The following is a 25,732-nucleotide window of genomic DNA, read 5'->3' as shown; positions in this document are numbered from 1 at the left end:
CCACACGATGCCCGTCGCTCGCGAAAGGCGCGCTTTGCGTGTCTTTGGCGTGTCGCGGTCGTAATGCGACCGAGTCCGGCGCCCGTCCCATCCCACCTCCGACGGAGGTGCCGACCCAGCCCCGGATAGTCACACGAGGCCTGGGCGAATCCCCCACGAAATCACCCTACAGTGGCCACGTGGGTTTGGCCGTGGACTTCACCTGGCCCAGCGGAACCGTGCTGCTCGATGGCGGCTTGGCCACCGAGCTCGAAGCGCGGGGTCATGACCTGTCCGACCGGTTGTGGTCGGCCAGGCTGCTCGCGGACGCCCCGCGCGAGATCGTCGCCGTCCACGCCGCCTACTTCCGCGCCGGGGCCACCATCGCGACGACGGCCAGCTACCAGGCGTCATTCGAGGGTTTTGCGGCGCGCGGATTGGATCGGCGGGAAACCGGCGGGCTGCTGCGCCGCAGCGTCGAGCTCGCGAAGGCCGCGCGGGACGAGGCCGGCCGTGGCGAACCCGCGGGTCTCCTCGTCGCCGCCTCGGTCGGACCCTACGGCGCTGCGCTGGCCGACGGCTCGGAGTACCGCGGGCGCTACGGCTTGTCGGTCGCGGCGTTGGCGCGATGGCATCGGCCCCGACTGGAGACCCTGGCGGACGCCGGAGCCGACGTCCTCGCCTGCGAAACCGTGCCCGACGTCGACGAGGCGGAAGCGTTGGTCGGCCTGGTCCGCTCGGTCGGGATGCGGGCGTGGCTGAGCTACACGATCGACGGGGACCGGACCCGTGCCGGACAACCGCTGGCCGACGCGTTCGCGGTGGCCGCCGGCGTCGACGAGATCGTGGCCGTCGGGGTCAACTGCTGCGCGCCCGACGACGTGTTGCCGGCGATCGCGAGCGCATCGGTGCTCGGCAAGCCCGTCATCGTCTACCCGAACAGCGGGGAACGCTGGGACGGTCGCGGGTGGGCCGGCCCGCGCACGTTCGCGACGGGGCTTGCGTCGCAATGGGTTTCGGCGGGCGCTCGCATTATCGGCGGCTGCTGCCGGGTGGGGCCGGCGGACATCGCCGCCGTGCGCCGAGCGTGCAATCAGGGCGAAGAATCAGCCGAAAATTCGCCGTGAGTGCACGTTCGGCGAAAGGGGCTAGGCGCTCTGGGCGGAAAGCTTGCGGTACTCCAGCACGGTGTCGATGATCCCGTAGTCCTTGGCCTCATCGGCGGTCAGGATCTTGTCCCGGTCGGTGTCCTTGCGGACCGTCGCGGCGTCCTTGCCGGTGTGGCGGGCCAACGTGGTCTCCATCAGGGTGCGCATCCGCTCGATCTCGGCGGCCTGGATCTCCAGATCGGAGAACTGGCCCTGGATCACACCCTGCAGCGACGGCTGGTGGATCAGCACCCGGGCGTTGGGCAGCGCCATCCGCTTGCCCGGGGTCCCGGCGGCCAGCAACACCGCGGCCGCCGAGGCGGCCTGCCCCAGGCACACCGTCTGGATGTCGGCCCGCACGTACTGCATGGTGTCGTAAATCGCCATCAGCGAGGTGAATCCGCCGCCGGGCGAGTTGATGTACATGGTGATGTCGCGGTCGGGGTCCAGCGACTCGAGCACCAGCAGCTGCGCCATGATGTCGTTCGCCGACGCGTCGTCCACCTGGACGCCGAGGAAGATGATGCGCTCCTCGAACAGCTTGTTGTAGGGATTGGACTCCTTGATCCCAAAGCTGGAGTGCTCGATGAACGACGGCAGGATGTAGCGCGCCTGAGGCTGGGTTTCGGGGTTCATCGGGCTTCTCCATTGGTGATGTGGGCGGCGCGGGTGATGATGTGGTCGACGAAGCCGTATTCGAGGGCCTCCTGCGCGGTGAACCAGCGGTCGCGGTCGGAGTCGGCCTCGATGCGTTCGATCGACTGGCCGGTGAATTCGGCGTTGAGCCGGAACATCTCCTTCTTGATGACGTGGAACTGCTCGGCCTGGATGGCGATGTCGGCCGCGCTGCCCGTCACCCCGCCGAGCGGCTGGTGCATCAGGATGCGGGCGTGCGGCAGCGCGTAACGCTTGCCCTTGGTGCCCGCCGCCAACAGGAACTCACCCATCGAGGCGGCCATGCCCATCGCGTAGGTGGCGATGTCACACGGCGCCAGGACCATGGTGTCGTAGATCGCCATGCCGGCGCTGATCGATCCGCCGGGCGAGTTGATGTAGAGCGAAATGTCTTTGGTGGAGTCCTCGGCGGCGAGCAGCAGAATCTGCGCGCACAGCCGATTGGCGATTTCGTCGCTCACCTCCGAACCCAGGAAGATGATGCGCTCGGACAGCAAGCGCTCATAGACGGAGTCCGTGAGGTTGAGACCCTGCGAGTTTGAACGCATGTCAGTCACGACCGGGTTACCTGCTTTCTGTCAGATCTGTCTTCACCGACACTAACCAACCGGGCCCGCCGTTTCGCGGCCACGCACCCCCGAAACGGGCGCGTTCGCTCACAGCGTCATCGCACGGTCACTCCCCGGCGTCGGCCGCCGTGGGTTCTTCGACGTCACCGGCGACGTCACCCGAGGCGTCCGCCTCCGCGCGCTTGCCGAAGAACTCATCGGTGTCGACGGTGTTTCCGGCGGTGTCGGTGACCGTCGCCGCGCGGATCACCTCGGCGATGGCCAGCGCCCGGCGCACATCGGCGAACATGGCCGGCAGCTGGTTGTTCTCCCGGAGGTAGGCCAACAGCTGCTGGGGCTCGATGCCGTACTGGCGAGAGGTCGCGACCAGCCGCTCGGTCAGGTCGTCCTGGCCGACCTGGACCTGCAGCTCGTCGGCGAGCGCGTCGAGCAGCAGCTGTCGTTTGACGTCCGTCTCGGCGGCGGTGCGCGTCTCGGTCTCGAACTCCTCGCGCGACTTCCCCTGCTGGGCGAGCACCTCGTCGAGCTTGGATTCGTCGTGGTCGAGGCTGTGCAGGGCGTTGTGCAGCGCGCTGTCGACCTGCGCCTTGACGATCGCTTCAGGCAGCGGGATGTCGACCTGCTCGAGCAACGTGTCGATCGCGGCGTCGCGAATGCTTTCGGCCTGCTGCGCGCGCTTGGTCTGGCCGACCTGCTCGCGCAGGTTGGAACGCAGCTCCTCGATGGTGTCGAACTCGCTGGCCAACTGGGCGAACTCGTCGTCGGGCTCGGGCAGCTCGCGCTGCTTGACCGACTTGACCGTGACGGTCACCTGCGCGTCTTTCCCCGCATGCTCGCCGGTGGCCAACTGCGCGGTGAACTCCTTGGATTCATCGACGGACAAGCCGACCAGCGCCTCGTCGAGGCCCGCGATCAGCCGGCCGGAGCCGACCTCGTGGGACAGCCCCTGCGCGGTGGCGCCCGGGACCTCTTCGCCGTCGATAGTGGCGGACAAGTCGATGGAGACGAAGTCACCGTCGGCGACCGGGCGCTCCACCCCGGTCAGGGTGCCGAATCGGGCACGCAGAGACTGCAATTCGGCGTCGACGTCGTCGTCACTGACCTCGATGGGGTCCACCGAGATCGTCACGGAGCCCGGGTCCGGCAGGGTGAGCTTGGGGCGGATGTCGACCTCGGCGGTGAACGCCAGCTCCTCGCCGTACTCCTTCTTTGTGACCTCGATCTCGGGCTGGCCCAGCGGGTGCACCTCGGATTCGGCGACCGCCTGTCCGTACCGCGCGGGCAGCGCGTCGTTGACGACCTGGTCAAGCATCGCCTCCCGGCCGAAACGGGCCTCCAGCAACTTCGCCGGCGCCTTGCCCGGCCGGAAGCCGGGCAGGCGCACCTGCCGGGCCAGCTCCTTGTAGGCCCGCTGGAAGTCCGGCTCGAGTTCAGAGAAGGGGACCTCCACATTGATGCGCACCCGGGTGGGGCTCAACTGCTCGACGGTGCTCTTCACGGGTGTGCTCCTCGGTGCTCGTTCCTGGTGGTCGGTGGGCCGCGCGCAGCGCGCGGGCCGGTCGTGCTGGTCGGGGTGACAGGATTTGAACCTGCGGCCTTCCGCTCCCAAAGCGGATGCGCTACCAAGCTGCGCTACACCCCGCGCTGACCTCGATGATCCTAAGGCCCCGCAAAGCCAGGTCCGTCACAGGCTTGGGCAGCGACCTCGCGGACCTCACACAGAGATCACAAAGCCGCGTCGATTAGATTTGATCTTCGTCGCCAGCTACAGTCACGCTCGACTAACTACATGCGGGCGTAGCTCAATGGTAGAGCCCTAGTCTTCCAAACTAGCTACGCGGGTTCGATTCCCGTCGCCCGCTCGGGCTAACTATCTGCTCGATAGAGAGGCGCCATGAGCGACCTGACGACGGACGCGTCGATCCACGGCTCATGCGCGTCGGATTTCGTCGGGGTTCGCGACGCGTTCGAGCGCAATTTCACGCAGGGCAACGACGTCGGCGCGGCCGTCGCGGTGTGGGTCGATGGGTCTCTCGTCGTCAACCTGTGGGGCGGCTGGGCCGACGCAGCCCGCACCCGGCCGTGGCAGCAGAACACCCTGACCACGGTGCTGTCCGGCACGAAGGGCCTGTCGGCCACCTGCGTGCACCAACTGGCCGACCGCGGCGAGCTGGACCTGCAGGCGCCGGTGGCCCACTACTGGCCGGAGTTCGCCCAAGCGGGCAAACAGGACATCACCCTGGCGATGGTGATGAGCCACCGCTCCGGCGTGATCGGGCCGCGCACCCGGATGCGCTGGGAACAGGTCGCGGATTGGGACTACGTCTGCGAACAGCTCGCCGCCGCCGAGCCCTGGTGGAAGCCGGGCACCGCCCAGGGCTACCACATGACCACCTTCGGCTTCATCATGGGCGAGGTGTTCCGCCGGGTCACGGGCCGCACGATCGGCCAGTACCTACGGACCGAGATCGCCGAACCGTTCGGCGCCGACGTCCACATCGGGTTGCCGCTGGCCGAACAGCGCCGCTGCGCCGAGCGGATCAACAAGCCGCACGCCCGGGACCTGCTGGCCGACGCCAATGCCCCAGGCTGGCCGACCAGCCTGGCCGAGCACCCCAAGGCGGGCCTGTCCATCTCGATGGGGTTCGCCCCCGACGACGAACTCGGCTCACACGATCTGAGCCTGTGGCGCGAACTCGAATTCCCGGGCACCAACGGGCAGGTGTCGGCGCTGGGATTGGCGACGTTCTACAACGCGCTCGCCCAGGAGAAGGTGCTCAGCCGCGAGCACATGGACCTGGTGCGGGTCTGTCAGGGCGGGCTGGAGACCGACCTGGTGCTGGGGCCGCGGGTCGCCGACCACGGCTGGGGGCTGGGGTACATGCTCAACCAGCGCTGCGTCAACGGACCCAACCCGCGGATCTTCGGCCACGGCGGGCTGGGCGGCTCGTTCGGATTCGTCGATCTGGAGCACCGCATCGGCTATGCCTACGTGGCGAATCACTTCGACCCCACCAAGGCCAACGCGGACCCGCGCAGCCTGGTCCTGTCGAACGCGGTCTACTCCGTGCTGGGTGTCAGCTAGCGACGCCGTTAGTGGCCGCCGCCACCGCCGTGTCCACCACCGCCCGGACCGCCGCCGCCGGGACCACCTGGCCCGCCCAGCCCACCGGGACCGCCGGGTCCGCCGGGGTTCAGGTACGGATTAGGTCCGGATCCGCGCCAATTGTCGTGGCAGTTCCCGGTGTCCCAGTTGTCGCCCCAGCCCGGGTCCCAGAAATCACCGGGGCACCACTGCGGGAACGGACCGGGACGCGCCTGCGCGTCGATCGCGACGCCCAGCCCCGCCAAGCCCAGACCCGCGATGGCGGAAATCGTTGCAGCCGATCGAGCGAGAGTCTTCATGGACTCAACACATGCCCACCCCGTTTGAATTCAAACCGGAGGCGGCGATGTTTCCCCGTTATTTTTGGCAGGTCGGGCACCAGAACACGTTGCGGCCCTCCAGCACGGTCGTGCGGATCGCGTCTTTGCACACGCGGCACGGTTCGCCGGCACGCCGGTAGACGTAGGTGCGGGGGCGGTCGGGGCGATACGACGGCGCGCCGTGATCGTGTTCGGGCCGCACCACGATGATCTTGCCGCGGCGCAAACCGACCTTCATCAGTGCCACCAGATCGGTCCAGGCCGCATCGAACTCGTCCTCGCCGACGTCGCGGCCGGGGCGGAACGGGTCGATGCCGTGGCGGTACAGCAACTCGCTGCGGTAGACGTTACCCACGCCGGCCATGACGGCCTGATCCATCAACAGCGCGCCAATGGGCCTGCGCGACTTGGCAATTCGTTTCCACGCCCACGACGGATCGGCGTCGCCGCGCAACGGGTCGGGACCCAGCCGGGCCAGCACGTCGCTGACCTGCCCTTCGTCGATCACTTCGCACACCGTCGGGCCGCGCAAGTCCGTGCCGTAGCCGGCGCCGATCATGCGCATCCGCACCTGACCCACCGCCTCGGGAAACGACCCGTCGCCGGGACGTTCCCATTCGGTGAAGGCGCCGTACAGGCCGAGATGCACATGCACGATCGGGCCGTCGGCGTAGTGGTGAAACAGGTGTTTGCCCCAGGCGCTGGTGCGTTGCAATACCCGGCCGTCGACCGCCGCGGCCGCATCGGCGAAGCGGCCCTGCGGGCTCGACACCGACACGGGCGCGCCGGCGTAGCGGCGTTGATGCAGCCGGGCCAGCCGGTGCAGGGTATGCCCTTCGGGCACGCGCAGACCTTTCCGGCGTCAGCCCGCCGCGCCGGGCACCGGCGGGGCTTGGTGGGTGCGTTCGTATTCGGCGAGGATGTCGATACGCCGTTGGTGGCGTTCGGCTTTCGACCACGGCGTGGTCACGAAGGCGTCGACGATTTCCAGCGCCTCCGCCACCGTGTGCATGCGGCCGCCGATGCCGATCAGCTGCGCGTTGTTGTGTTCGCGGGCCAGCGTCGCGGTTTCGACGCTCCAGGCCAGCGCGCACCGCGCCCCGGGGACCTTGTTGGCGGCGATCTGCTCGCCGTTGCCCGACCCGCCCAGCACGATGCCCAGGCTGTCCGGGTCGGCCACCGTGCGCGTGGCGGCGGCGATGCAGAACGCTGGGTAGTCGTCGTCGGCGTCGTAAGTGAAGGCGCCGCAATCGATCGGCTCGTGGCCGGACTTCACGAGGTGCTCGATGATCTGCTGCTTGAGCTCGAATCCGGCGTGGTCAGAGCCGAGGTAGACGCGCATGGACGCCATCCTTACACAGCCGCGCGACGGCCCGACCGCGCTAGGCGAAGTCGGGCTTCTCGGTGCGGCTGCGCTTGAGCTCGAAGAAGTGCGGGTAGGACGCGAAGGCCACCGAGGCGTCCCACAGCTTGCCCGCTTCCTCACCGCGCGGAATCTTGGAGAGCACCGGACCGAAAAACGCCACATCGTTGACGTGGATGGTGGGCGTGCCGACGTCATCGCCGACCGCGTCCATCCCGGCGTGGTGGCTCTTGCGCAGCGCCTCGTCGTAGGCGTCGCTGTTCGCGGCGTCGGCCAGCTCGGCCGGCAGGCCCACCTCGGCCAGCGACTGCTTGATCACGTCATCCAGTTCTTTGTTGTCCTCGTTGTGAATCCGGGTTCCCATCGCGGTGTACAGCGGTGCCAGCACCTCGGCGCCGTGGGCCTGTTCGGCGGCGATCGCCACCCGCACCGGACCGAATGCCTTCGCCAACCGTTCGCGGTATTCGTCGGGCAGGCCCTCGCGGTTTTCGTTGAGCACCGCCAGGCTCATCACGTGGAAGTTCACCTCGATGTCGCGGACCTTTTCCACCTCGAGGATCCAGCGCGAGGTGATCCACGCCCACGGGCACAGCGGGTCGAACCAGAAATCGGCTTTGTTCTTCGCGGGCGCGTTGTCGGGCATGGCGAGTCCTCTCGTCGGTTGCAAGTCTGGTCTGCACAACCGTAGGCCTCTCGCTCCTGTTCCCGGGTTGCCCAACCCGTAAGTTGGACACGTGGCACTCCCCAACCTGACCCGCGAACAAGCCGTCGAGCGCGCCTCCCTGATCACCGTCGCCAGCTATCAAATCGATCTCGATCTCACCGACTCCCACGGCGGTCCCGGCGAACGGACCTTCCGCTCGGTCACCACGGTGGTGTTCGACGCGCTCGCCGGCGCCGACACGGTCATCGACATCGCCGCCGACACGGTGCGCGCCGCCACGCTCAACGGCCGCGACCTCGACGTCTCCGGATACGACGAATCGACCGGCATCGCCTTGCGCGGGCTGGCCGACCGCAACGTCGTCGTGGTCGACGCGGACTGCCGCTACTCCAACACCGGCGAGGGTCTGCATCGGTTCGTCGACCCGGTCGACGACGAGACCTACCTGTACTCGCAATTCGAGACCGCCGACGCCAAGCGCATGTTCGCCTGCTTCGACCAGCCCGATCTCAAGGCGACCTTCGACATGCGGGTGACCGCACCGAAGCACTGGAAGGTGATCTCCAACGGCGCGACGGTGTCGGTGAACGACGGCCTGCACACCTTTGCCACCACCCCGCGGATGAGCACCTATCTGGTTGCCCTGATCGCCGGCCCGTACGCCGAGTGGAAGGACGCCTACACCGACGAACACGGCGAAATACCGCTGGGCATCTACTGCCGGGCGTCGCTGGCGCCACACATGGATGCCGAGCGGCTTTTCACCCAGACCAAGCAGGGATTTGGCTTCTACCACAAGAACTTTGGCTTGCCCTACGCCTTCGGGAAATACGATCAGCTGTTCGTCCCCGAGTTCAACGCCGGCGCAATGGAAAACGCGGGCGCGGTGACCTTCCTGGAGGACTACGTCTTCCGCAGCAAGGTCACCCGGGCGTCCTACGAGCGGCGCGCCGAGACCGTGCTGCATGAGATGGCGCACATGTGGTTCGGGGACCTGGTCACCATGGCATGGTGGGACGACCTGTGGCTGAACGAGTCCTTCGCGACGTTCGCGTCGGTGCTATGCCAAAGCGAGGCAACCGAATTCACGGAGGCCTGGACGACGTTCGCCACGGTCGAGAAGTCGTGGGCCTACCGACAGGACCAGTTGCCCTCGACCCATCCGATCGCCGCCGATATCCCGGACCTGGCCGCCGTCGAGGTGAACTTCGACGGCATCACCTACGCCAAGGGCGCTTCGGTGCTCAAGCAGTTCGTCGCCTACGTCGGGCTGGAGCACTTCCTGGCCGGGCTGCGCGACTACTTCCGCACCCACGCGTTCGGCAACGCCACGTTCGACGATCTGGTCGCCGCTTTGGAGAAAGCGTCGGGGCGCGACCTGTCCGACTGGGGTCAGCAGTGGCTGAAGACGACCGGGCTCAACACGCTGCGGCCCGACTTCGACGTCGACGGTGACGGCAGGTTCACGCGGTTCGCGGTGACCCAGAGCGGGGCCGCCCCGGGCGCGGGAGAGACCCGGGTGCACCGGCTGGCCATCGGCATCTACGACGACGACGGGTCGGGAAAGCTGGTCCGGGTGCGCCGCGAAGAGCTCGACGTCGAGGGCCCGGTGACGGAAGTTCCTGCGCTGGTTGGTGTTTCGCGGGGCCAGCTGGTCCTGGTCAACGACGACGACCTGACGTATTGCTCGTTGCGGCTGGACGCCGAGTCGCTGCGCACCGCGCTGGGTCGCATCGCCGACGTCGCCGAGCCGTTGCCGCGCTCGCTGGTCTGGTCGGCGGCCTGGGAGATGACGCGCGAGGCCGAACTGCGGGCCCGCGATTTCGTGGCCCTGGTGGCGGGCGGCGTGCACGCCGAAACCGAGGTCGGGGTGGCGCAGCGGCTGCTGCTTCAGGCGCAGACGGCGCTGGCGTCCTACGCCGAGCCGGGCTGGGCGCGCGAGCAGGGCTGGCCGCAGTTCGCCGACCGGTTGCTGGAATTGGCGCGCGCCGCGCAGCCCGGATCGGATCACCAGCTCGCCTTCGTCAACACGCTGTGCTCGTCGGTCCTGTCGACTCGCCATGTCGTGGCGCTGGCGGATTTGCTCGACCGCTCCCCCGCCGACCTGGGACTGCCGGGCCTCGAGATCGACACGGATCTGCGGTGGCGGATCGTCACCGCGCTGGCCACCGCCGGCGAGATCGACGCCGAGGGACCGGCGACACCGTTCATCGACGCCGAGGTTCAGCGCGACCCGACCGCCGCCGGCAAGCGGCACGGCGCCCAGGCCGCGACGGCGCGGCCCCAGCTGCAGGTCAAGGAGGCGGCGTGGACCACGGTGGTCGAGGACGACACCCTGGCCAACATCACCGCCCGCGCGATCATCGCGGGCATCGCCCCGCCGGCCCAGCATGAATTGCTCAAGCCGTTCACCACGCGGTATTTCGAGGCGATCTCCGGGGTCTGGGCGCGCCGATCCAGCGAAGTGGCCCAGACGGTGGTGATCGGCCTGTATCCGCACTGGGATATCAGCGAGGACGGCATCGCCGCGGCCGATGAATTCCTGTCCGACCCCGAGGTCCCGGCCGCGTTGCGGCGGCTGGTGCTCGAGGGCCAGGCCGGGGTGAAGCGTTCGCTGCGCGCGCGCCGTTTCGACGCCGCCGAGGCTTAGGCCGGGGAGATCCCCGCGCTCAGCACCCGGATCGCGCTGACCAGCCCGTCCACCAGATCGCCGCGCTCGAATGCCGAGGAGGCGGCGGCGACACCCAGCGGTGCGGCCGACTCGGCGCCGCGCCCGCGGACGGCGGACCCGTAAACCACCTCGATGACCCTCTGGTCGGGCGAGACGGCCAGCAGCACCGCATTGTCCGGCGTCGGCACGTCGGCCAGGATCTCGCGGGCCCGCGCGGCCGTGTCGCTGCCCAGGTCGCCCAGGTAGATCGCGAAACGCGTCTTGGAGGACCGCGACCCGAATTTCAGCGCGTCGTCCACGGCCACGAGATCTTTGGTCGAAAACGGGAAATGCACCGAGAGTTCGCCGGGCTCGGTGACGCCGGAGATCCGTCCGCTGGTGGTGATCACCGAGCCGTACGGCAGCTCGGCGGGTTCCCTCGTCGCTACCTCACCACGTGCCACTGGCGCCACCTCCGACCGAGAATTCCGACGTGCCGTGCCCCCCATGCCCGCCGTGGGGGTGGCCGACCTCTTCACCGATGGCGGCCCACAGGATCGGCGGATGCGTCCACTTCTCGCCCAACTTGTAGGACGCCGGGTGCGGCCCCTTGCGGGACCAGATCAGCACCGACAGCGCGACCACCAGCAACAGCGGTATGCCGACGATGAACAGGTGAAGATGCATAGGACTCACGACGCAAACCGTATCCCACCAAGCGATCCGCCGGCGCGCCCGGACACCGGATTGGCGCTCAGGCGGCGCCTTCACCGAGGTATCGGGCCCAGGCCGGGTCCAGCTCCTTGACCGTCGACAACAGCCGCCAGTGCTGCCCCGTCGGCGGCATCGGCGGCCGGCGCAGCGCCCAGCCGAGCTCGCTGAGCAGCTTGTCGCCCTTGCGGTGGTTGCAGGTCGAGCAGCAGGCGACGCAGTTCTCCCAGGAATGATCGCCGCCGCGGCTGCGGGGCACCACGTGGTCGACGGTGTCCGCCTTCGCCCCGCAATAGACACAGCAAAACCGGTCGCGGTGCATCAGCGCGGCGCGGGTCATAGGGACGCGCGCCCGGTAGGGGACGCGGACGTACGACCGCAACTGAATCACCGACGGCACCACGATCGAGCTGGTCGCCGAGTGGATGACCGGGCCGGCCGGGTCGTGGTGCACCACGTCGGCCTTGCCGCAGATCACCATGACGATCGCGCGCCGCATCGGCAGCGCGGTCAGCGGTTCGTAGGTGGAATTCAGCAGCAGCACCCGCCGCCGACTCCAGATGGAAGCGCCCTCCGGGCGGGCGGGCGGATGGATCTCAACACTGTGCAGCGATGACACGGTTGTGGGCCCGGTTAACCCTGCCGCGGCCACCTGACTACTGCGGTGGCTGCGGCGTCTTTTGCCCTGCGCCATAGATCCTCCGCGAACAGTCCACCATGATTCGTCGCCAATCGCACCCCTATTGCAGGTGAAACGCCGTGTCCAGCCGGTGAACAGCAGGAGTGCGATCGGGCCGCCTCCGCTCGCCGCCGCGGCGATGCCCCACAATGGACGGCGATGGATGAGGTAGGACAGTCCTTCTACGACGCTGTCGGCGGTGCCGAGACTTTCCACGCGATCGTGTCGCGCTTTTACGCTCAGGTGCCCGAGGACGAGATTCTGAGCGAGCTGTATCCGCTGGACGACCTCGAGGGCGCCGAAGAGCGCTTGCGGATGTTCCTCGAGCAGTATTGGGGCGGCCCGCGCACCTACTCTGACCTGCGCGGACACCCCCGGCTGCGGATGCGGCACGTCCCGTTCCGGATCACTCCGCTGGCGCGCGACGCGTGGCTGCGCTGCATGCACACGGCCGTCGCCTCCATCGATTCGGCGACACTCGACGACGAGCACCGCCGCGAGTTGCTCAGCTATCTGGAGATGGCCGCCGATTCACTGGTCAACTCATCGTTTTGAAGCCCAGTTCTGATGCCCAGTTCTGATGCCCAGCGAACCGAACGGAGCAGCATGAGCCCGGCAGCGTGGTGGTCGAGCGCGGTGTTTTATCAGGTGTATCCGAGGTCGTTCGCCGACAGCGACGGCGACGGCGTCGGCGACCTGGACGGGCTGACGGCCCGCCTGGATCACCTCGAGCGACTCGGCGTGGACGCGATCTGGCTCAACCCGGTCACGGTCTCCCCGATGGCCGACCACGGTTACGACGTCGCCGATCCGCGCGACATCGACCCGTTGTTCGGCGGGATGGCCGCCATCGAACGGCTGATCGCCGCGGCGCACCGGCGGGGCATGAAGATCACCATGGACGTGGTGCCCAACCACACCAGTTCGGCCCATCCGTGGTTTGCCGCGGCGCTGGCGGCCGGCCCGGGCGCCGACGCGCGGGAACGGTACTTCTTCCGCGACGGCCGCGGCGCCGACGGGGAGCTGCCGCCAAACAACTGGACCTCGGTCTTCGGCGGACCGGCGTGGACCCGAGTGGTCGAACCCGACGGCCATCCAGGCCAGTGGTATCTGCACCTGTTCGACACCGAGCAGCCGGACCTCAACTGGGAGCACCCGGACGTCTTCGACGATTTCGAGAAGACGCTGCGCTTCTGGCTGGAACGCGGCGTGGACGGTTTTCGCATCGACGTGGCGCACGGCATGGCCAAGCCGGCCGGCCTGCCGGATTCGCCCGACCTCGAGTCCAAGGTGTTGCACCACACCGACGACGACCCGCGCTTCAACAACCCGAGCGTGCACGACATCCACCGCGACATCCGCAGGGTGATCAACGACTATCCCGGGGCGGTGACCGTCGGCGAGGTCTGGGTCACCGACAACGCCCGCTGGGCGGAGTACCTGCGGCCCGACGAACTGCACCTCGGGTTCAATTTCCGGCTGACGCGGATCGACTTCGACGGCGCCGCGATCCGTGACGCGATCCAGAACTCGCTGGCCGCCACCGCCCTGCAAGACGCCGTGCCGACCTGGACGCTGTCCAACCACGACGTCGGCCGCGAGGTCACCCGCTACGGCGGCGGCGACCTGGGGCTGCGCCGGGCCCGCGCGATGGCGATGGTGATGCTCGCCCTGCCGGGCGCGGTGTTCATCTACAACGGCGAGGAACTGGGGCTGCCCGACGTCGAGCTGCCCGACGAGGTGCTGCAGGACCCGACGTGGGAGCGCTCGGGACACACCGAGCGCGGACGCGACAAATGCCGGGTGCCGATCCCGTGGTCGGGCGACGATCCCCCGTTCGGGTTCTCGTCGTGTGCCGACACCTGGTTGCCGATGCCGAGGCAATGGGCGGCGCTGACCGTCGAAAAGCAGAGCGCCGATCCCGACTCGACGCTGTCGTTCTTCCGGCGCGCGATCGAATTGCGCAAGCGGCGAGTCGAATTCGACGGCGACGGTGTCGAGTGGCTCGACGCGTCCGGCGATGCGGTGACCTTCCGACGTCCCGGCGGCCTGGTGTGCGCGCTCAACAGCGGCGCACAACCCGCGCCCCTGCCGCCGGGGGAACTCATCCTGGCGAGCGCGCCGCTGCTCGACGGAAAACTCCCCCCGGACTCCGCGGCCTGGCTGGCGTAGTCGGCTCGGGGCTTACCTGCCCGGGACCCGGTGGGCGTTTCGCCGCGCACTGCTCTATATGTGGTGCATGACTTCCTACGCGTGGGCAGTGATCGGTGCCGGGCCGGCGGGCGTCGCCGCGGTGGGGCGGCTGCTCGATCACGGGATCGCGGCCGAAAGGATCGCCTGGGTCGATCCCGCCTTCGCCGGCGGCGACATCGGCCAAAAGTGGCGGTCGGTGTCGAGCAATACCCACGTGGGCCTCTTCCTCGAATACTTCAACGGCTCCAAGTCATTTCGATTCGACGAGGCGCCACCCATGCCGCTGCGGGAAATCGACCCCCGGGAAACCTGCGCCCTGGGGCTGGTGGCCGAACCGCTGGTGTGGATCACCGGGCATCTGCGTGAGCAGGTCGCCACGTTCACGACGTCCGCGACAGCGCTGTACCTGGAAAACCGGCGGTGGCGGATCGAGACCGAACACGACGACATCGTCTCCACAAACGTGATCCTGGCCGTCGGGGCGACCGCCAAGAAGCTTTACCACCCCGAGCTCGACGAAATTCCGGTGGAGGTCGCCCTCGATCCCGAGAAGCTCGCGCGGGAGCCGCTGCAGGGCGCGACGGTCGGCGTGTTCGGCTCATCGCACTCGTCCATGATCGTGCTGCCGAATCTGCTGCGCCACCCCGTCAAGCGGGTGATCAACTTCTACCGCAGCCCGCTGAAATACGCTGTGTACTTTGATGATTGGATCCTGTTCGACGACACCGGACTGAAGGGCCAGGCGGCGGTGTGGGCGCGGGAAAACATCGACGGGGTGCTTCCGGAACGACTGGAACGGTGCTGGGTGTCGAGCCCGGAGTTCTCCGGGCAGCTGGCCCGGTGCGACCGGGTGGTTTATACCGTGGGCTTCGAACGCCGACGATTGCCCGAGACACCGCAGTGGGGCCCGCTCGACTACAACCGCACCAACGGAATCCTCGCTCCCGGCCTGTTCGGGGTGGGCATCGCGTTTCCTCAGTACGCGCAGGATCCCTACGGGTACGGGCAATTCCGGGTGGGGCTGAAGAAATTCATGGACTATCTGGACGCCGTTCTGCCGCTGTGGCTGCGCTACGGGCCCTGATCTTCGGCGACCGCCGGAGCGCCGGCGGCCGCTTTAAACTCAGCCTGATTTCGTTCGTCTCCCCGGCGGGCATTGAACTCAGCCCAGTAGCAGCGCCGGATCGCCGCGGCGGCGATACACCGAACCGAACCTCGCGTCCACACGCAGCCACGTCGGAGTGATGCGGACCCGGATCAGCTCGTCGGCGTCGACCGCATCGGGTGACTGCGGCAGGAAGCCCATCGCGGTCAGTGCGAACACGCAGCGCATCGGCAACCCCACGTGGACGTCGGCGGCGCTCACCTGAATGACCTCCTGGTCGAGCAGGGAAACCGGCGGGCCGTGAGAGCTGCTGTGCTCCTTGGCAAGTCGCGCGCCGCTTTGCGCCAGGCCGAGCACCACCCTGGCCGGGATGTCCTCGATGTGAGTGAAGCCGGATTCCGGCGGCAACGCGCCCCGCCACGCCGAGTCCATCGCGAAGCCGGGATCGACGTAGCCGGAGTCGTCCATCGAGGACAGGCCGCGCGCCAGCGCGTCCGCGCCCACGGACAGATCCCCGGGCCGGACCTCGCCTGCCACCACCCTGCTGGCCAGCACGTCGAAACCCGTTGCGACCCAGGCGGTCAGAAGCCCCTCGGATCGGGTCCGCAAGCGGATGATCGCCGCCTCATCGAGTCGCAGCGCGCGGTCGAGGAACGCGGCCAGATCCCTGCGGTGCTCGGCCCTGGATTGCGCGCCCAGCCACAGGCCGCGGTCGGCTACCTGATCCACCGCTGCAGGTACTCCCGATGCTGCGGCGAAAGCCGCACCAGCCGCTCCTCCTCGATGTGGACGGCGGCCAGTTGCGACTCGGCGATGACGGCGGGCTTCGAGTCCGGATCCGCGCTGACCGAACGCACTTCGTAGCCCAGCGTGAAGTCGACCGCCCGCAACCGCTTGGTCCACATCGTCACCTGCAGCGGAGAATCGACCAGCCGAAGCTGACCCTTGTAGGTCACCTTGACCTCGGCGATGAGCAACCCGATCGTCAAGATGTCCACCTCGAATGCCTCGCGCAGGAACTGGACCCGCGCCTCTTCGAGGATCGTGACCATGGTGGCGTGGTTGATGTGCTGGTACATGTCGATGTCCGACCAGCGCACCAGCACGGGCGCGACGAAGCCGATGCTCAACTCGATGAACCTCTTCCGCTCGTGCGGGTCATGCGACGGATTTGTCGCGCGGCGACGGACAGCGTCGCGAGATCCTTGTCCCCGCTTTCCTGGATCTCGATCAGTGTCCGGCGGGCCCGCTCGACCCTGGAGGCGGACAGGTGTTCCCACTCGGCGATCTTCTCTTCACCGCTTTCGTCGGGCTCCCCCACGGCGAGCACATCGAAGCACAGCGAGCGCAGCGAGGCGTAGATGTCGTCACGGATTGCCAAGCGCGCCAACGAATGCCAGCGGTCCCTTCGTGGCAGCTCGGACACCGCGGTCAGCAGGCCGTCGGTGCCGAGCCGGTCCATCAGGGCGAAATAGGTGTCCGCGACCTCGGCGGCGTCGATGTCGTTGATGTCGCCGATATCGATGATGTCGAGCAGGCTGAAGTGGTAGAGGCCGGCGGCCACCGTGTAGGCCAGGTCTTCGGGTGCGCCCTGGGAGGCGAACTCCGCGGCTTCCTTCTCCACGATGGCCTTGTCGTCACCGCGCAGCCATTCCGACATGCGCGGCGTCAGCGCCTTCACCTTGGCGGCGAACCGGTTGATCTCGGCGCCGACCGCCAAGGGCTGCGGACGGTAGTTGAGCAGCCAGCGTCCGGCGCGGTCGATCAGCCGCCGGGTGTCCAGTGTGAGCCGATCCGACAGGGCGACCGGCAGATTCGCCGCGCGGATGCGCCGCCAGATCTCCCCCACGCCGAAGATGGCGTCGGTGGCGACGTAGGTGCGCACCGCGTCGACCGATCCGACGCCGACGTCCTCGACGATCCGGAAGGCGTAGCTGATGCCGGCGGCGTCCACCAGGTCGTTGATCAGCATGGTGGTGACGATCTCGCGGCGCAGCTGATGCGTGCGGATCTCCGGAGTGAACCGTTCCCGCAACGGTTTCGGAAAGTACAGGGGTAACCGGGAGGCGAACACGTCCTGTTCGGTCAGTTCGGTTTCGAGCATCTCCTCTTTGAGCCCCAGCTTCACGTGCGCCATCAGGGTGCACATCTCCGGTGAGGTGAGCCCGATGCCGGCGTCGGACCGGCGCTGGATCTCCTTTTCCGAGGGCAGCGCTTCCAGCTCCCGGTTGATGCCGCGCTCGTCCACCAGGTACTGGATCAGCCTGGCGTGCACCGGAAGCAGGCTGGCCGCGTTCGCGCGGCTGGTGCCGATCAGGTCGTTCTGGTCCTCGTTGTCGGTGAGCACCAGTTGGGCGACCTCATCGGTCATCGACTCCAGCAGCGGTTTGCGTTCCTCCGGCTTGACCTTGCCGGCGGTGACCAGGGAGTCGATCAAGATCTTGATGTTGACCTCGTGGTCGGAGCAGTCCACGCCGGCCGAGTTGTCCATCGCGTCGGTGTTGATCCGGCCGCCGGCAAGATCGAATTCGACGCGGCCCAACGCCGTCACCCCGAGGTTGCCACCCTCGCCGATCACCTTGGCGCGCACCGCAGAACCGTTGACGCGCACCGGATCGTTGGCGCGGTCACCGACGTCGGAATCCGATTCGGACTCGGCCTTGATGTAGGTGCCGATCCCGCCGTTGAACAGCAGATCCACCGGCGCCTGCAGGATCGCCTTGATCAGGTTGGGCGGGGTCATTTCGGTGACCTCACCGCCGATGCCCAACGCGTCGCGGACCTGGGGGCTGACCGGAATGGACTTGTGCTCCCGGCTGTACACCCCGCCGCCCTCGCTGATCAGCGCCTTGTCGTAGTCGTCCCAGCTGGACCGCGGCAGGTCGAACATCCGTTGGCGTTCGTCCCACGAGGCCGCGGTGTCGGGGTCCGGGTCGAGGAAGATGTGCCGGTGGTCGAAGGCGGCGAGCAGCCGGATGTGCTTGCTCAGCAGCATGCCGTTGCCGAAGACGTCGCCGCTCATGTCGCCGATGCCGACCACGGTGAAGTCCTCGGTCTGGGTGTCGACGTCCATCTCCCGGAAGTGCCGTTTGACCGCCTCCCACGCACCCTTGGCGGTGATGCCCATGGCCTTGTGGTCGTAGCCGACCGACCCGCCGGACGCGAACGCGTCGCCCAGCCAGAAGCCGTAGGACTTGGCGACGTCGTTGGCGATGTCGGAGAACGTGGCGGTGCCCTTGTCCGCGGCCACCACCAGGTAGGCGTCGTCGCCGTCGCGGCGGATGACGTCCGTTGGCGGGTTGACCTTTCCGGTCGCGTGGTCGACGTTGTCGGTGACGTCGAGCAGGCCGGAGATGAACAGCTGATAGCAGGCGACGCCCTCGGCGCGGGTGGCGTCCCGGTCGGCGGCGGCGTCCCCGGTGGGCAGGGGCGGCCGCTTGAGGACGAACCCGCCCTTGGCCCCGACCGGCACGATGACGGCGTTCTTGACCGCTTGCGCCTTGACCAGACCCAGGATTTCGGTGCGGAAGTCGTCTCGACGGTCCGACCAGCGCAGGCCGCCGCGGGCCACCGGGCCGAACCTCAGGTGCACGCCTTCGACCCGCGGTGAATAGACGAAGATCTCGTACCTGGGCCGCGGCAGCGGCAGCTCGTCGACCAGTTGGGCGTCCAGCTTGATGGCCAGCACGTCGCGGACCCGGGCCGAACCCTCGCGTGTCACAAAGTAATTGGTCCGCAGCGTGGCCTGCACCAGCGACGCGAAGGCGCGCAGAATGCGGTCGGTGTCCAGACCCACCAGCGCGTCGATGTCGGCCGCGACCGCGGCGGCGGCCGCCTGCGCGTCACGACCCGTAGCGGCACTCGACGGGTCGGGGTCGAACAACGCCTCGAAGAGCGCGACCAGCGACCGCGCGGTCGAGGGGTGTTCGTTGAGCACCGATTCGATGTAGGACTGGCTGTAGGGGAAGTTGGCCTGCCGCAAGTACTTTGCGTAGGCGCGCAAGAGCACGACCTGTTGCCATCGCAGCCCCGCGCGCATCACCAGTTCGTTGAAGCGGTCGATCTCGAGGCGTCCCTGCCAGATCGCGGTGACGGCGTCGGCGAATCGCTCGGCCATCGCGTCGCGCTCGGCTTGCGTCGACGCCAACCTGATGGTCGGGTGCGGGGAGATCTTGAACTGATAGATCCACACCGGCAGCCCGTCCGACCGGGTGACGGTGAACGGCCGCTCCTCGAGCACCACCACGCCCATGCTCTGCAGCATCGGCAGCAGCTGGCTCAGCGAGGCGGTGCGCCCGCCCAGGAACCAGGTCAGCTGGGCGGATCCGTCCTCGCCTTCCAGGAACACCAGCTTGACCGAATCGTCGTGCAGCTCTTTGATGATCCCGATCTGTTCGATGGCATCGGCCGGCGTGACGGCCTGCTTGTAGACCTCGGGAAACGCGTCGGCGTAGTACTCCGCGTCGGCGTGCCCGACGGAGCCTTCGGCGGCGGCGGCGATCATCCGGTCGGTCCAGGTGCGCGCCGCCTCGCTCAGCAACCCCTGGATGCGGATCCGGTTGTCCTCGGAGACGTCGACGTGGATGGCGCCGGGGTCATCGGAGGGCAGGCGGACCATGAAATGCATGAGCGCCCACGGTGATTCGCTGACCCTCGCGGTGAATTCCAGTCGCGTGCCGCCGAATTCGTGGACCAGGATGTCTTCGATCTGCAGCCGCACCGCCGTGGTGTAGCGGTCGCGGGGCAGATACACCAGGCAGGAAACGAAGTACTGCAGGCTGTCGGCGCGCAGGAACAACAACGCGTTGCGCTGCGGGCCGAGATCCACCACCGCTTTGGCCATCGCCAACAACCGTTCGGCGCTCAGCGTGAACAGTTCCGAGCGGGGAACGGTTTGGATCACGTCGAGCAGCAGCTGGCCGGGGTGGATCGGGTCGCTGTCGGCCATCGCCAGCGCGTCGCGGACCCGCCGCGAGATCGTGGGGATCTCCAGGACGTCGGCGTTCATGGCGGCGACCGTGAACAGCCCGACGAAGCGGTGCTCGAGCACGCCGCCGTCGGCGTATTCGCGGACCGCGATGGCATACGGGTAGGCGCCGTACCGCAGGTAGCTGCCCACCACGGATTGCGCCAGGACCAGCAGCCGGTCGTCGTCGGTCAGCCGGGGGCGGGAGCCGGTGCGGGTGCGCAGCACGCCGAGGCCGGGGGTCCCGTCGCCGGAGACCCGCCCGTCGTGCACGTGGCAGCGTTGATAGCCCAGCAGCAGGAAATTGCCGTTGCCCAGCCAGCGCAGCAGCGCCGCGACGTCGTCGCGGTCCGGCGCCGAGAAGCGATCGTCGGGGTTGGCTTCGACCTGTGCGGCCAGATCGGTCAGGGCGGCGATCAACGCCGACGCGTCGCTGGCGACCTGTTGCACGTCGGCCAGAACGCGGGGCAGCAGCCGTTCGACCTCGGTCAGTCCCTTGCTGTCGACGGACGGCAGGAGCTGCACGTGTATCCACGCCTCGCCGGCGTATTGCGATGCGCCCTCGGGCTTCGCTTCGACGCTGAGCAGGTCGCCGGCGGGGTTGCGGCGCACGTCGAACACCGGCGTCATGATCGCCGTGTACGGAACGCCGAGCCGGTGCAGCAGCACGGTGACCGAATCCATCAGCATGCCGCCGTGGTCGGTGACGACCTGCAGCGCCGGCCCGAACCCGGCGGGGTCCTCCGCGGGGTAGACGGCGACGCGGCTCTCGCCGTCGGGACGGTGCTGGCCGAGCCGGTAGTGCGCGCTCAGCATGGCCGGGGTGACGATCGCCGCCGGGACGGTCAGGTCGATGGGCCTGGTCTCGGCGCCCCCGGACTGGTCGTTATGCGGACCGCGATAGCTCTCCACATAGGCTTTCGAGATCCACTTGGGAATGTCCTGCTGCTGGGTGAAGGTCGTCCATGGCTCGAGATCCTGTTTGGCTCCGGGATCGATCGTCATGCCGACTGCTCCCAACTGGCGACGGTTGTCAATGCGCTCAAACGCCCCGGTCCCGCGCGGCGGGGGGCAGAGCCGACACTAGTCGCGCGTCAGCTTGCGGTGGGTCACTCTGTGCGGCCGGGCGGCCTCGGCGCCGAGCCGTTCGACCTTGTTTTCCTCGTATGCACCGAAGTTGCCCTCGAACCAGAACCACTTGGCCTCGTTGTCGTCGTCACCCTCCCACGCCAGGATGTGCGTGCAGGTGCGGTCCAGGAACCACCGGTCGTGCGAAATCACCACCGCGCAGCCGGGAAATTGCTCGAGGGCGTTCTCCAGGGAGCTCAGGGTTTCGACGTCGAGGTCGTTGGTGGGCTCGTCGAGCAGGATGAGGTTGCCGCCCTGCTTGAGCGTCAGCGCGAGGTTGAGCCGGTTGCGCTCGCCGCCCGAGAGCACACCGGCCGGCTTCTGCTGGTCGGGTCCCTTGAACCCGAACGCCGAGACGTAGGCGCGCGACGGCACCTCGGTCTGGCCGACGACGATGTGGTCCAGGCCGTCGGAGACGACTTCCCAGACGTTCTTTTTGGGATCGATGCCGGCGCGGGTCTGGTCGACGTAGCTCAGCTTGACGGTCTCGCCGACCTTGACCGTGCCGCTGTCCGGCTGCTCGAGTCCGACGATGGTCTTGAACAGCGTCGTCTTACCGACACCGTTGGGGCCGATGACCCCGACGATGCCGTTGCGCGGCAGGGTGAACGACAGGTCCTTGATGAGGGTGCGACCGCCGTAGCCCTTGTCGAGATGGTCGACCTCGACCACCACGTTGCCCAGCCGCGGACCGACCGGGATCTGGATCTCCTCGAAGTCGAGCTTGCGCGTCTTCTCGGCCTCGGCGGCCATCTCCTCGTAGCGCTGCAGCCGCGCCTTGCTCTTGGCCTGGCGCGCCTTGGCCCCGGAGCGCACCCAGGCCAACTCCTCGGTCAACCGCTTCTGCAGCTTGGCGTCCTTGCGCCCCTGCACCGCCAGCCGTTCGGCCTTCTTTTCCAGGTACGTGGAGTAGTTGCCCTCGTACGGGTAGGCGCGGCCGCGGTCCAGTTCCAGGATCCATTCGGCGACGTTGTCCAGGAAGTACCGGTCGTGCGTGACCGCCAGGATCGCGCCCGCATACGAGGCGAGGTGCTGCTCGAGCCACTGCACGCTCTCGGCATCCAGGTGGTTGGTGGGCTCGTCGAGGAGCAGCAGGTCGGGCTTGGACAGGAGCAGCTTGCACAGCGCCACCCGGCGGCGCTCACCACCGGACAGCTTGGTCACCGGCTCGTCGGGCGGCGGGCAGCGCAGCGCGTCCATGGCCTGCTCCAGCTGCGAATCGAGGTCCCACGCGTCGGCGTGGTCGAGCTCCTCCTGCAGCCTGCCCATCTCCTCCATCAACTCATCGGAGTAGTCGGTGGCCATCAATTCGGCGACCTCGTTGAAGCGGTCGAGCTTGACCTTGATCTCGCCCAGGCCCTCTTCGACGTTGCCGCGAACGGTCTTCTCCTCGTTCAGCGGCGGCTCCTGCAGCAGGATGCCGACGGTCGCGTCGTTGGCCAAGAAGGCGTCACCGTTGTTCGGCTTGTCCAGGCCCGCCATGATCCGCAAGACGCTCGACTTGCCGGCGCCGTTGGGCCCAACGACACCGATCTTGGCGCCTGGATAGAAGCTCAACGTGACGTCGTCCAGGATCACCTTGTCGCCGTGCGCCTTGCGGACCTTTTTCATCGTGTAGATGAACTCAGCCATGCCGCGGTTGTGCCTTTCTGGTTGCGAGTGATCTCGCGGACCATCCTAGGCATCGCCCGGCGGGCCCGGGCCCGCAGCTAAGCCGACAGCGACAGCGGTGCTGCGTCGTCGGACTCGTCGCCGCCGTCGGCACCGGCGCCCTCACCCGCGGTGTCGGCCGCATCCGCCGGCGTTGCGTTGGCGTCGGCGGGAGTCGGACCGGTGTAGCCCGGCCGCTCGATGCGCACGATCGCGCGGGACACGTCCGGCCCGACGGTGGTCGCCCGCATCTCCAGTGACGAGCGGCGGTTGCCGTCGCGGTCCTCATACTCGCTGGTGTAGACGTGGCCCACCACGATCACCGGTGCGCCCTTGCCCAACGCGGCCCCCACGCCGGTGACCAACTTGCCCCAGCAATTGACGTTGATGAACAGCGAGTTGCCGGCCTCCCAGCCGCCGTCGGCAGTGCGCCGGCGCGAATTGCTGGCAACGCGGAACTTGATGACCTCCTGGGTGCCGACCTGGCGACGCTCCGGGTTGTTGACGATGTGGCCCACGACGGTAAGCGGTGTTTCGAACATTGGCTGATCCCTTCTCGATTGCTTGCTATGACTCGATGGCCACCAGTAAGCGCGGCGGTACCGACGGGTCGGCGGCGCGACGGGCGCCGGCCCACCGGCCCTGTGGAAGGAACGGGGACTGTGGATCGATCCGCCCGCTTGATGCGAACGCGGGCATGCGGACCACGCTGAGCGGTACCACACCTAGTCGGTTGCGGACTCCTCGCGCGGCTTGTCACGCGCCGGTCCCGACCGCTCGCGCTGCGCCAGCCGGCTCAGCATCGCGTTGTAGGCCGCCAGCTCCGCGTCATCGTCGCGGTCGGCGGCGCGGTCCAATCGTTTGGCGGTGCGACGGTCGCTGCGAGCCCACTGCACCAGCAGCGCCAGCATCACGATCACCAGCGGGAATTCGCCCGCCGACCAGGCGATACCGCCGCCCAGACGCTGGTCACCCAGCAGATCGGTGTGCCAGCTCAGACCCAGCGAGCGGTAGTAGTCGGCGCCGAGCACCTTCTTGGTGCCCATCAGCACCACCCCGAAGAACGCGTGCAGCGGCAACGAGGCGAACACCACAGCCACCTTGGCCAGCGGCGGGATCGGTCGCGGCGTCGGGTCCACGCCGATCACCACCCAATAGAACAGGTAGCCGCTCAACAGGAAGTGCAGGTTCATCGCCAAGTGCCCGGCGTGACTGCTCGCGGTGATGTCGAAGAGGTTGGACAGATACAGCCCGTAGAACCCGGCGACGAACAGCACGGTGGCCACCACCGGGTGGGTGAGGAACCGCGAGAAGCGGCTGTGCAGCGCGGCCAACAGCCACTCCCGCATGCCCGGCGGATCGTCCCGCCCGGCCGCGGGCAGCGCCCGCAACGCCAGGGTGACCGGAGCGCCCAGCGCCAACAGGATCGGCACCAGCATCGACAGGCACATGTGGACCACCATGTGCATGCTGAACATCGCCGGCATGTAGCGGCCGACACCCGAGGACGTCACGAACAGCAACGCCAGGCAGCCGAGCAGCCAGGAAGAGCTCCGGCCCGGCGGCCACTTGTCGCCGCGCCGGCGCAGCCGCACCAGCCCCGCCACATACAGCGCCGCCAAGACGATGGCCGCGGTACCGAAGATCAGGTCGAAGCGCCAATGGAAAAGAATGCGCGCCACGGTCGGGGGCCCGTCGAAGTCGTAGCCGATCTCGGCTTCGGCAACCGAGGGCAGCCGGGCCGGCGGGGGCGGCGGCGCGGTGCGGCTCAGCCCGACGGCAATACCGAACGTGAGGCCGAACAGCGCCGCCTCGATCAGCGCCAGCCTCGCCAGCGCGGCGCGTGCCCGCGGCGGGCCCGGATCTGCCTGCAGCCCAGCCACACTCACGCGCCGCTGGCGCCAGCCGACGCCGCCCAACAGGCACAGCGCGACGAACTTGGCGACCACCAGGCGCCCATAACCGGTGGTGAGCAGGTCACCCGGCTGGACGCGCACAAGGGCGTTGACCAATCCGCTCAACGCCATCGCCACCCAACACCACAGCGCGATCGACGAGAAGCGCCGCGCCGCCAGGCCCGTGTGAGCGCCGCCGCGCAGGGCGTGGGCGAGCAGGGCGAGCAGGCCGCCGGCCCACAGGCTGGCGCCGACCAGGTGGATCAGCAGGCCGTTGGTGGCCAGGTCGTGCGAACCGCCGGCCGACGAATGCCCGGTCAGGCCGAGCGGGATCAGCGTCAGCACCGACGCGGCGAGCAACACCGGCGTCCAGGACCAGCGCAGCACCGGCAGGCTCGCCACCGTGATCACGGCGGCCAGGATCGCGGTCCAGCGCCAGGCCGAGGCGGTGGCGATCAGACCCGCCAACGACCAGATCCGCGCCGGGCTGATGTCGACGACCGCGTGACCGGACACGTCGGAGATGGTCAGCGGGACCAGCAGCGCGGCACACACCGCCCACACACCCGACGCCACCGTCCCCAGTCGAAGCGCCCGGTAGCCGTCGGCGTCGAGGACGCCGCTGCGTTGCGGCGGCACCAGGAAGGCGGCGAACAGAAACGACCCGACCGCGAGCACCGCGGCGATCTCCCCCGCCGCCCGAACGAACGGCAACCCCAGGGTCGTCACCGGACCCGGGTCGGGCAGACCCGTCGCGGTCAACACGCTCGCCAGCGAGAGCGTCCCGATGCCGGCGGCCGTGCAGCCCGCCAGCACAGCCACGCCGGCCAGCACCGGCCACACCAACGCGCGGCGCTGGGATGAGGCCGCGGTCGGGGCGTTGCCGGCCGGCGGGGCGACGGTCATGCACCCAGGGTATGGGCGGGCGGGC

Annotated in this window: 22 protein-coding genes and 2 tRNA genes; 7 read left to right on the top strand and 17 right to left on the bottom strand. The window is 68.2% G+C overall.

Annotated elements, in window-relative coordinates:
- Positions 1–179 precede the first annotated feature (179 nt).
- Positions 180–1,106 carry a homocysteine S-methyltransferase gene (gene mmuM, locus JF781_RS08690; RefSeq protein ID WP_225327093.1) on the top strand — a complete coding sequence of 309 codons (927 nt, stop codon included), beginning with the start codon at positions 180–182 and terminating at the stop codon, positions 1,104–1,106.
- Between the two features lie 21 nt (positions 1,107–1,127).
- Here the strand turns inward: mmuM and clpP2 are convergent, their stop codons facing one another.
- The 4 genes from clpP2 to JF781_RS08670 all read right to left on the bottom strand — a co-directional run bounded on the left by clpP2 (position 1,128) and on the right by JF781_RS08670 (position 4,013).
- Complete coding sequence (clpP2, locus tag JF781_RS08685) at positions 1,128–1,763, bottom strand: ATP-dependent CLP protease proteolytic subunit ClpP2 (RefSeq protein WP_225327092.1); 636 nt, start codon at positions 1,761–1,763, stop codon at positions 1,128–1,130.
- Positions 1,760–2,350, bottom strand: coding sequence for an ATP-dependent CLP protease proteolytic subunit ClpP1 (gene clpP1, locus JF781_RS08680; RefSeq protein ID WP_067171178.1), 591 nt, complete (start codon positions 2,348–2,350; stop codon positions 1,760–1,762). The genes clpP2 and clpP1 overlap by 4 nt, the downstream gene beginning before the upstream one ends.
- A 127-nt stretch (positions 2,351–2,477) precedes the next feature.
- Entirely contained in the window at positions 2,478–3,869 is a 1,392-nt protein-coding gene (gene tig / locus JF781_RS08675; protein WP_374109681.1) for a trigger factor, read from the bottom strand.
- A 67-nt stretch (positions 3,870–3,936) separates the two neighbouring features.
- A tRNA-Pro gene (locus JF781_RS08670) sits at positions 3,937–4,013 on the bottom strand.
- Between the two features lie 149 nt (positions 4,014–4,162).
- Here JF781_RS08670 and JF781_RS08665 point away from each other — a divergent pair.
- Together JF781_RS08665 and JF781_RS08660 are read left to right on the top strand one after the other, a co-directional pair.
- Positions 4,163–4,233: transfer RNA gene (locus JF781_RS08665), tRNA-Gly, on the top strand.
- Between the two features lie 32 nt (positions 4,234–4,265).
- Entirely contained in the window at positions 4,266–5,456 is a 1,191-nt protein-coding gene (locus JF781_RS08660; protein WP_225327091.1) for a serine hydrolase domain-containing protein, read from the top strand.
- Between the two features lie 8 nt (positions 5,457–5,464).
- Here the strand turns inward: JF781_RS08660 and JF781_RS08655 are convergent, their stop codons facing one another.
- Genes JF781_RS08655 through JF781_RS08640 form a run of 4 tightly spaced genes read right to left on the bottom strand, consistent with a single transcriptional unit; the run spans position 5,465 to position 7,803 of the window.
- Positions 5,465–5,776 carry a hypothetical protein gene (locus JF781_RS08655; protein WP_225327090.1) on the bottom strand — a complete coding sequence of 104 codons (312 nt, stop codon included), beginning with the start codon at positions 5,774–5,776 and terminating at the stop codon, positions 5,465–5,467.
- Positions 5,777–5,834: 58 nt separating this feature from the next.
- Positions 5,835–6,641: a DNA-formamidopyrimidine glycosylase family protein gene (locus JF781_RS08650; protein ID WP_225327089.1), complete on the bottom strand. Its 807-nt coding sequence runs from the start codon at positions 6,639–6,641 to the stop codon at positions 5,835–5,837.
- An 18-nt stretch (positions 6,642–6,659) separates the two neighbouring features.
- On the bottom strand, positions 6,660–7,139 hold the full coding sequence (locus tag JF781_RS08645) for a ribose-5-phosphate isomerase (RefSeq protein ID WP_225327088.1): 480 nt from the start codon (positions 7,137–7,139) through the stop codon (positions 6,660–6,662).
- 40 nt (positions 7,140–7,179) lie between these two features.
- On the bottom strand, positions 7,180–7,803 hold the full coding sequence (locus tag JF781_RS08640; RefSeq protein ID WP_201407320.1) for a DsbA family protein: 624 nt from the start codon (positions 7,801–7,803) through the stop codon (positions 7,180–7,182).
- A 91-nt stretch (positions 7,804–7,894) separates the two neighbouring features.
- Here JF781_RS08640 and pepN point away from each other — a divergent pair, with 91 nt between their 5' ends.
- Positions 7,895–10,474, top strand: a complete 2,580-nt coding sequence (gene pepN / locus JF781_RS08635) for an aminopeptidase N (RefSeq protein WP_225327087.1) — start codon at positions 7,895–7,897, stop codon at positions 10,472–10,474.
- On the opposite strand, the gene JF781_RS08630 is transcribed toward pepN, so the two are convergent.
- The 3 genes from JF781_RS08630 to JF781_RS08620 all read right to left on the bottom strand — a co-directional run bounded on the left by JF781_RS08630 (position 10,471) and on the right by JF781_RS08620 (position 11,879).
- Positions 10,471–10,938 carry a DUF5130 domain-containing protein gene (locus tag JF781_RS08630; RefSeq protein ID WP_225327086.1) on the bottom strand — a complete coding sequence of 156 codons (468 nt, stop codon included), beginning with the start codon at positions 10,936–10,938 and terminating at the stop codon, positions 10,471–10,473. The two genes, pepN and JF781_RS08630, sit on opposite strands and share 4 nt — an antisense overlap.
- On the bottom strand, positions 10,925–11,161 hold the full coding sequence (locus JF781_RS08625) for a hypothetical protein (RefSeq protein WP_225327169.1): 237 nt from the start codon (positions 11,159–11,161) through the stop codon (positions 10,925–10,927). The genes JF781_RS08630 and JF781_RS08625 overlap by 14 nt, the downstream gene beginning before the upstream one ends.
- 67 nt (positions 11,162–11,228) lie before the next feature.
- Positions 11,229–11,879, bottom strand: a complete 651-nt coding sequence (locus tag JF781_RS08620) for an HNH endonuclease (protein ID WP_225327085.1) — start codon at positions 11,877–11,879, stop codon at positions 11,229–11,231.
- A 144-nt stretch (positions 11,880–12,023) separates the two neighbouring features.
- Here JF781_RS08620 and JF781_RS08615 point away from each other — a divergent pair, with 144 nt between their 5' ends.
- The 3 genes from JF781_RS08615 to JF781_RS08605 all read left to right on the top strand — a co-directional run bounded on the left by JF781_RS08615 (position 12,024) and on the right by JF781_RS08605 (position 15,141).
- On the top strand, positions 12,024–12,419 hold the full coding sequence (locus JF781_RS08615) for a globin (RefSeq protein ID WP_225327084.1): 396 nt from the start codon (positions 12,024–12,026) through the stop codon (positions 12,417–12,419).
- 12 nt (positions 12,420–12,431) lie between these two features.
- Positions 12,432–14,036: a glycoside hydrolase family 13 protein gene (locus JF781_RS08610; protein WP_374109680.1), complete on the top strand. Its 1,605-nt coding sequence runs from the start codon at positions 12,432–12,434 to the stop codon at positions 14,034–14,036.
- Between the two features lie 88 nt (positions 14,037–14,124).
- A complete protein-coding gene (locus JF781_RS08605) occupies positions 14,125–15,141 on the top strand; it encodes a pyridine nucleotide-disulfide oxidoreductase (protein ID WP_225327168.1) in 1,017 nt (338 codons plus the stop codon).
- Positions 15,142–15,219: 78 nt separating this feature from the next.
- Here JF781_RS08605 and JF781_RS08600 read toward each other — a convergent pair whose 3' ends face one another.
- The 6 genes from JF781_RS08600 to JF781_RS08575 all read right to left on the bottom strand — a co-directional run bounded on the left by JF781_RS08600 (position 15,220) and on the right by JF781_RS08575 (position 25,707).
- Complete coding sequence (locus tag JF781_RS08600) at positions 15,220–15,891, bottom strand: hypothetical protein (RefSeq protein ID WP_225327082.1); 672 nt, start codon at positions 15,889–15,891, stop codon at positions 15,220–15,222.
- Positions 15,879–16,292 (bottom strand): thioesterase family protein, encoded by a 414-nt coding sequence (locus JF781_RS08595; RefSeq protein WP_225327081.1) that lies wholly within the window; start codon positions 16,290–16,292, stop codon positions 15,879–15,881. Before JF781_RS08595 ends, JF781_RS08600 begins: the two co-directional genes overlap by 13 nt.
- The gene (locus tag JF781_RS08590; protein ID WP_225327080.1) at positions 16,289–21,133 is read right to left on the bottom strand and encodes an NAD-glutamate dehydrogenase; all 4,845 of its coding nucleotides are present in this window, start codon (positions 21,131–21,133) and stop codon (positions 16,289–16,291) included. Before JF781_RS08590 ends, JF781_RS08595 begins: the two co-directional genes overlap by 4 nt.
- Positions 21,134–21,211: 78 nt before the next feature.
- Positions 21,212–22,888: an energy-dependent translational throttle protein EttA gene (gene ettA, locus JF781_RS08585; protein ID WP_225327079.1), complete on the bottom strand. Its 1,677-nt coding sequence runs from the start codon at positions 22,886–22,888 to the stop codon at positions 21,212–21,214.
- A gap of 77 nt (positions 22,889–22,965) precedes the next feature.
- The gene (locus JF781_RS08580) at positions 22,966–23,448 is read right to left on the bottom strand and encodes a single-stranded DNA-binding protein (protein ID WP_225327078.1); all 483 of its coding nucleotides are present in this window, start codon (positions 23,446–23,448) and stop codon (positions 22,966–22,968) included.
- Positions 23,449–23,631: 183 nt separating this feature from the next.
- The gene (locus JF781_RS08575; protein ID WP_225327077.1) at positions 23,632–25,707 is read right to left on the bottom strand and encodes a cytochrome c oxidase assembly protein; all 2,076 of its coding nucleotides are present in this window, start codon (positions 25,705–25,707) and stop codon (positions 23,632–23,634) included.
- Positions 25,708–25,732 lie beyond the last annotated feature (25 nt).

The sequence above is a fragment of the Mycobacterium sp. WUMAC-067 genome, from assembly GCF_020217485.1.
In the GTDB taxonomy this organism is placed as follows: Bacteria; Actinomycetota; Actinomycetes; order Mycobacteriales; family Mycobacteriaceae; genus Mycobacterium.
This window is presented reverse-complemented; position numbering and strand designations above follow the sequence as displayed.

What these genes read in the sequence shown, in the direction of transcription:
- clpP2 (WP_225327092.1), bottom strand. Translation starts at nt 1,763, where the DNA reads ATGAACCCCGAAACCCAGCCTCAGGCGCGCTACATCCTGCCGTCGTTC.
- clpP1 (WP_067171178.1), bottom strand. Translation starts at nt 2,350, where the DNA reads ATGCGTTCAAACTCGCAGGGTCTCAACCTCACGGACTCCGTCTATGAG.
- JF781_RS08660 (WP_225327091.1), top strand. Translation starts at nt 4,266, where the DNA reads ATGAGCGACCTGACGACGGACGCGTCGATCCACGGCTCATGCGCGTCG.
- JF781_RS08655 (WP_225327090.1), bottom strand. Translation starts at nt 5,776, where the DNA reads ATGAAGACTCTCGCTCGATCGGCTGCAACGATTTCCGCCATCGCGGGT.
- JF781_RS08645 (WP_225327088.1), bottom strand. Translation starts at nt 7,139, where the DNA reads ATGCGCGTCTACCTCGGCTCTGACCACGCCGGATTCGAGCTCAAGCAG.
- JF781_RS08640 (WP_201407320.1), bottom strand. Translation starts at nt 7,803, where the DNA reads ATGCCCGACAACGCGCCCGCGAAGAACAAAGCCGATTTCTGGTTCGAC.
- JF781_RS08625 (WP_225327169.1), bottom strand. Translation starts at nt 11,161, where the DNA reads ATGCATCTTCACCTGTTCATCGTCGGCATACCGCTGTTGCTGGTGGTC.
- JF781_RS08620 (WP_225327085.1), bottom strand. Translation starts at nt 11,879, where the DNA reads ATGGCGCAGGGCAAAAGACGCCGCAGCCACCGCAGTAGTCAGGTGGCC.
- JF781_RS08615 (WP_225327084.1), top strand. Translation starts at nt 12,024, where the DNA reads ATGGATGAGGTAGGACAGTCCTTCTACGACGCTGTCGGCGGTGCCGAG.
- JF781_RS08610 (WP_374109680.1), top strand. Translation starts at nt 12,432, where the DNA reads ATGCCCAGTTCTGATGCCCAGCGAACCGAACGGAGCAGCATGAGCCCG.
- JF781_RS08590 (WP_225327080.1), bottom strand. Translation starts at nt 21,133, where the DNA reads ATGACGATCGATCCCGGAGCCAAACAGGATCTCGAGCCATGGACGACC.
- ettA (WP_225327079.1), bottom strand. Translation starts at nt 22,888, where the DNA reads ATGGCTGAGTTCATCTACACGATGAAAAAGGTCCGCAAGGCGCACGGC.
- JF781_RS08580 (WP_225327078.1), bottom strand. Translation starts at nt 23,448, where the DNA reads ATGTTCGAAACACCGCTTACCGTCGTGGGCCACATCGTCAACAACCCG.
- JF781_RS08575 (WP_225327077.1), bottom strand. Translation starts at nt 25,707, where the DNA reads ATGACCGTCGCCCCGCCGGCCGGCAACGCCCCGACCGCGGCCTCATCC.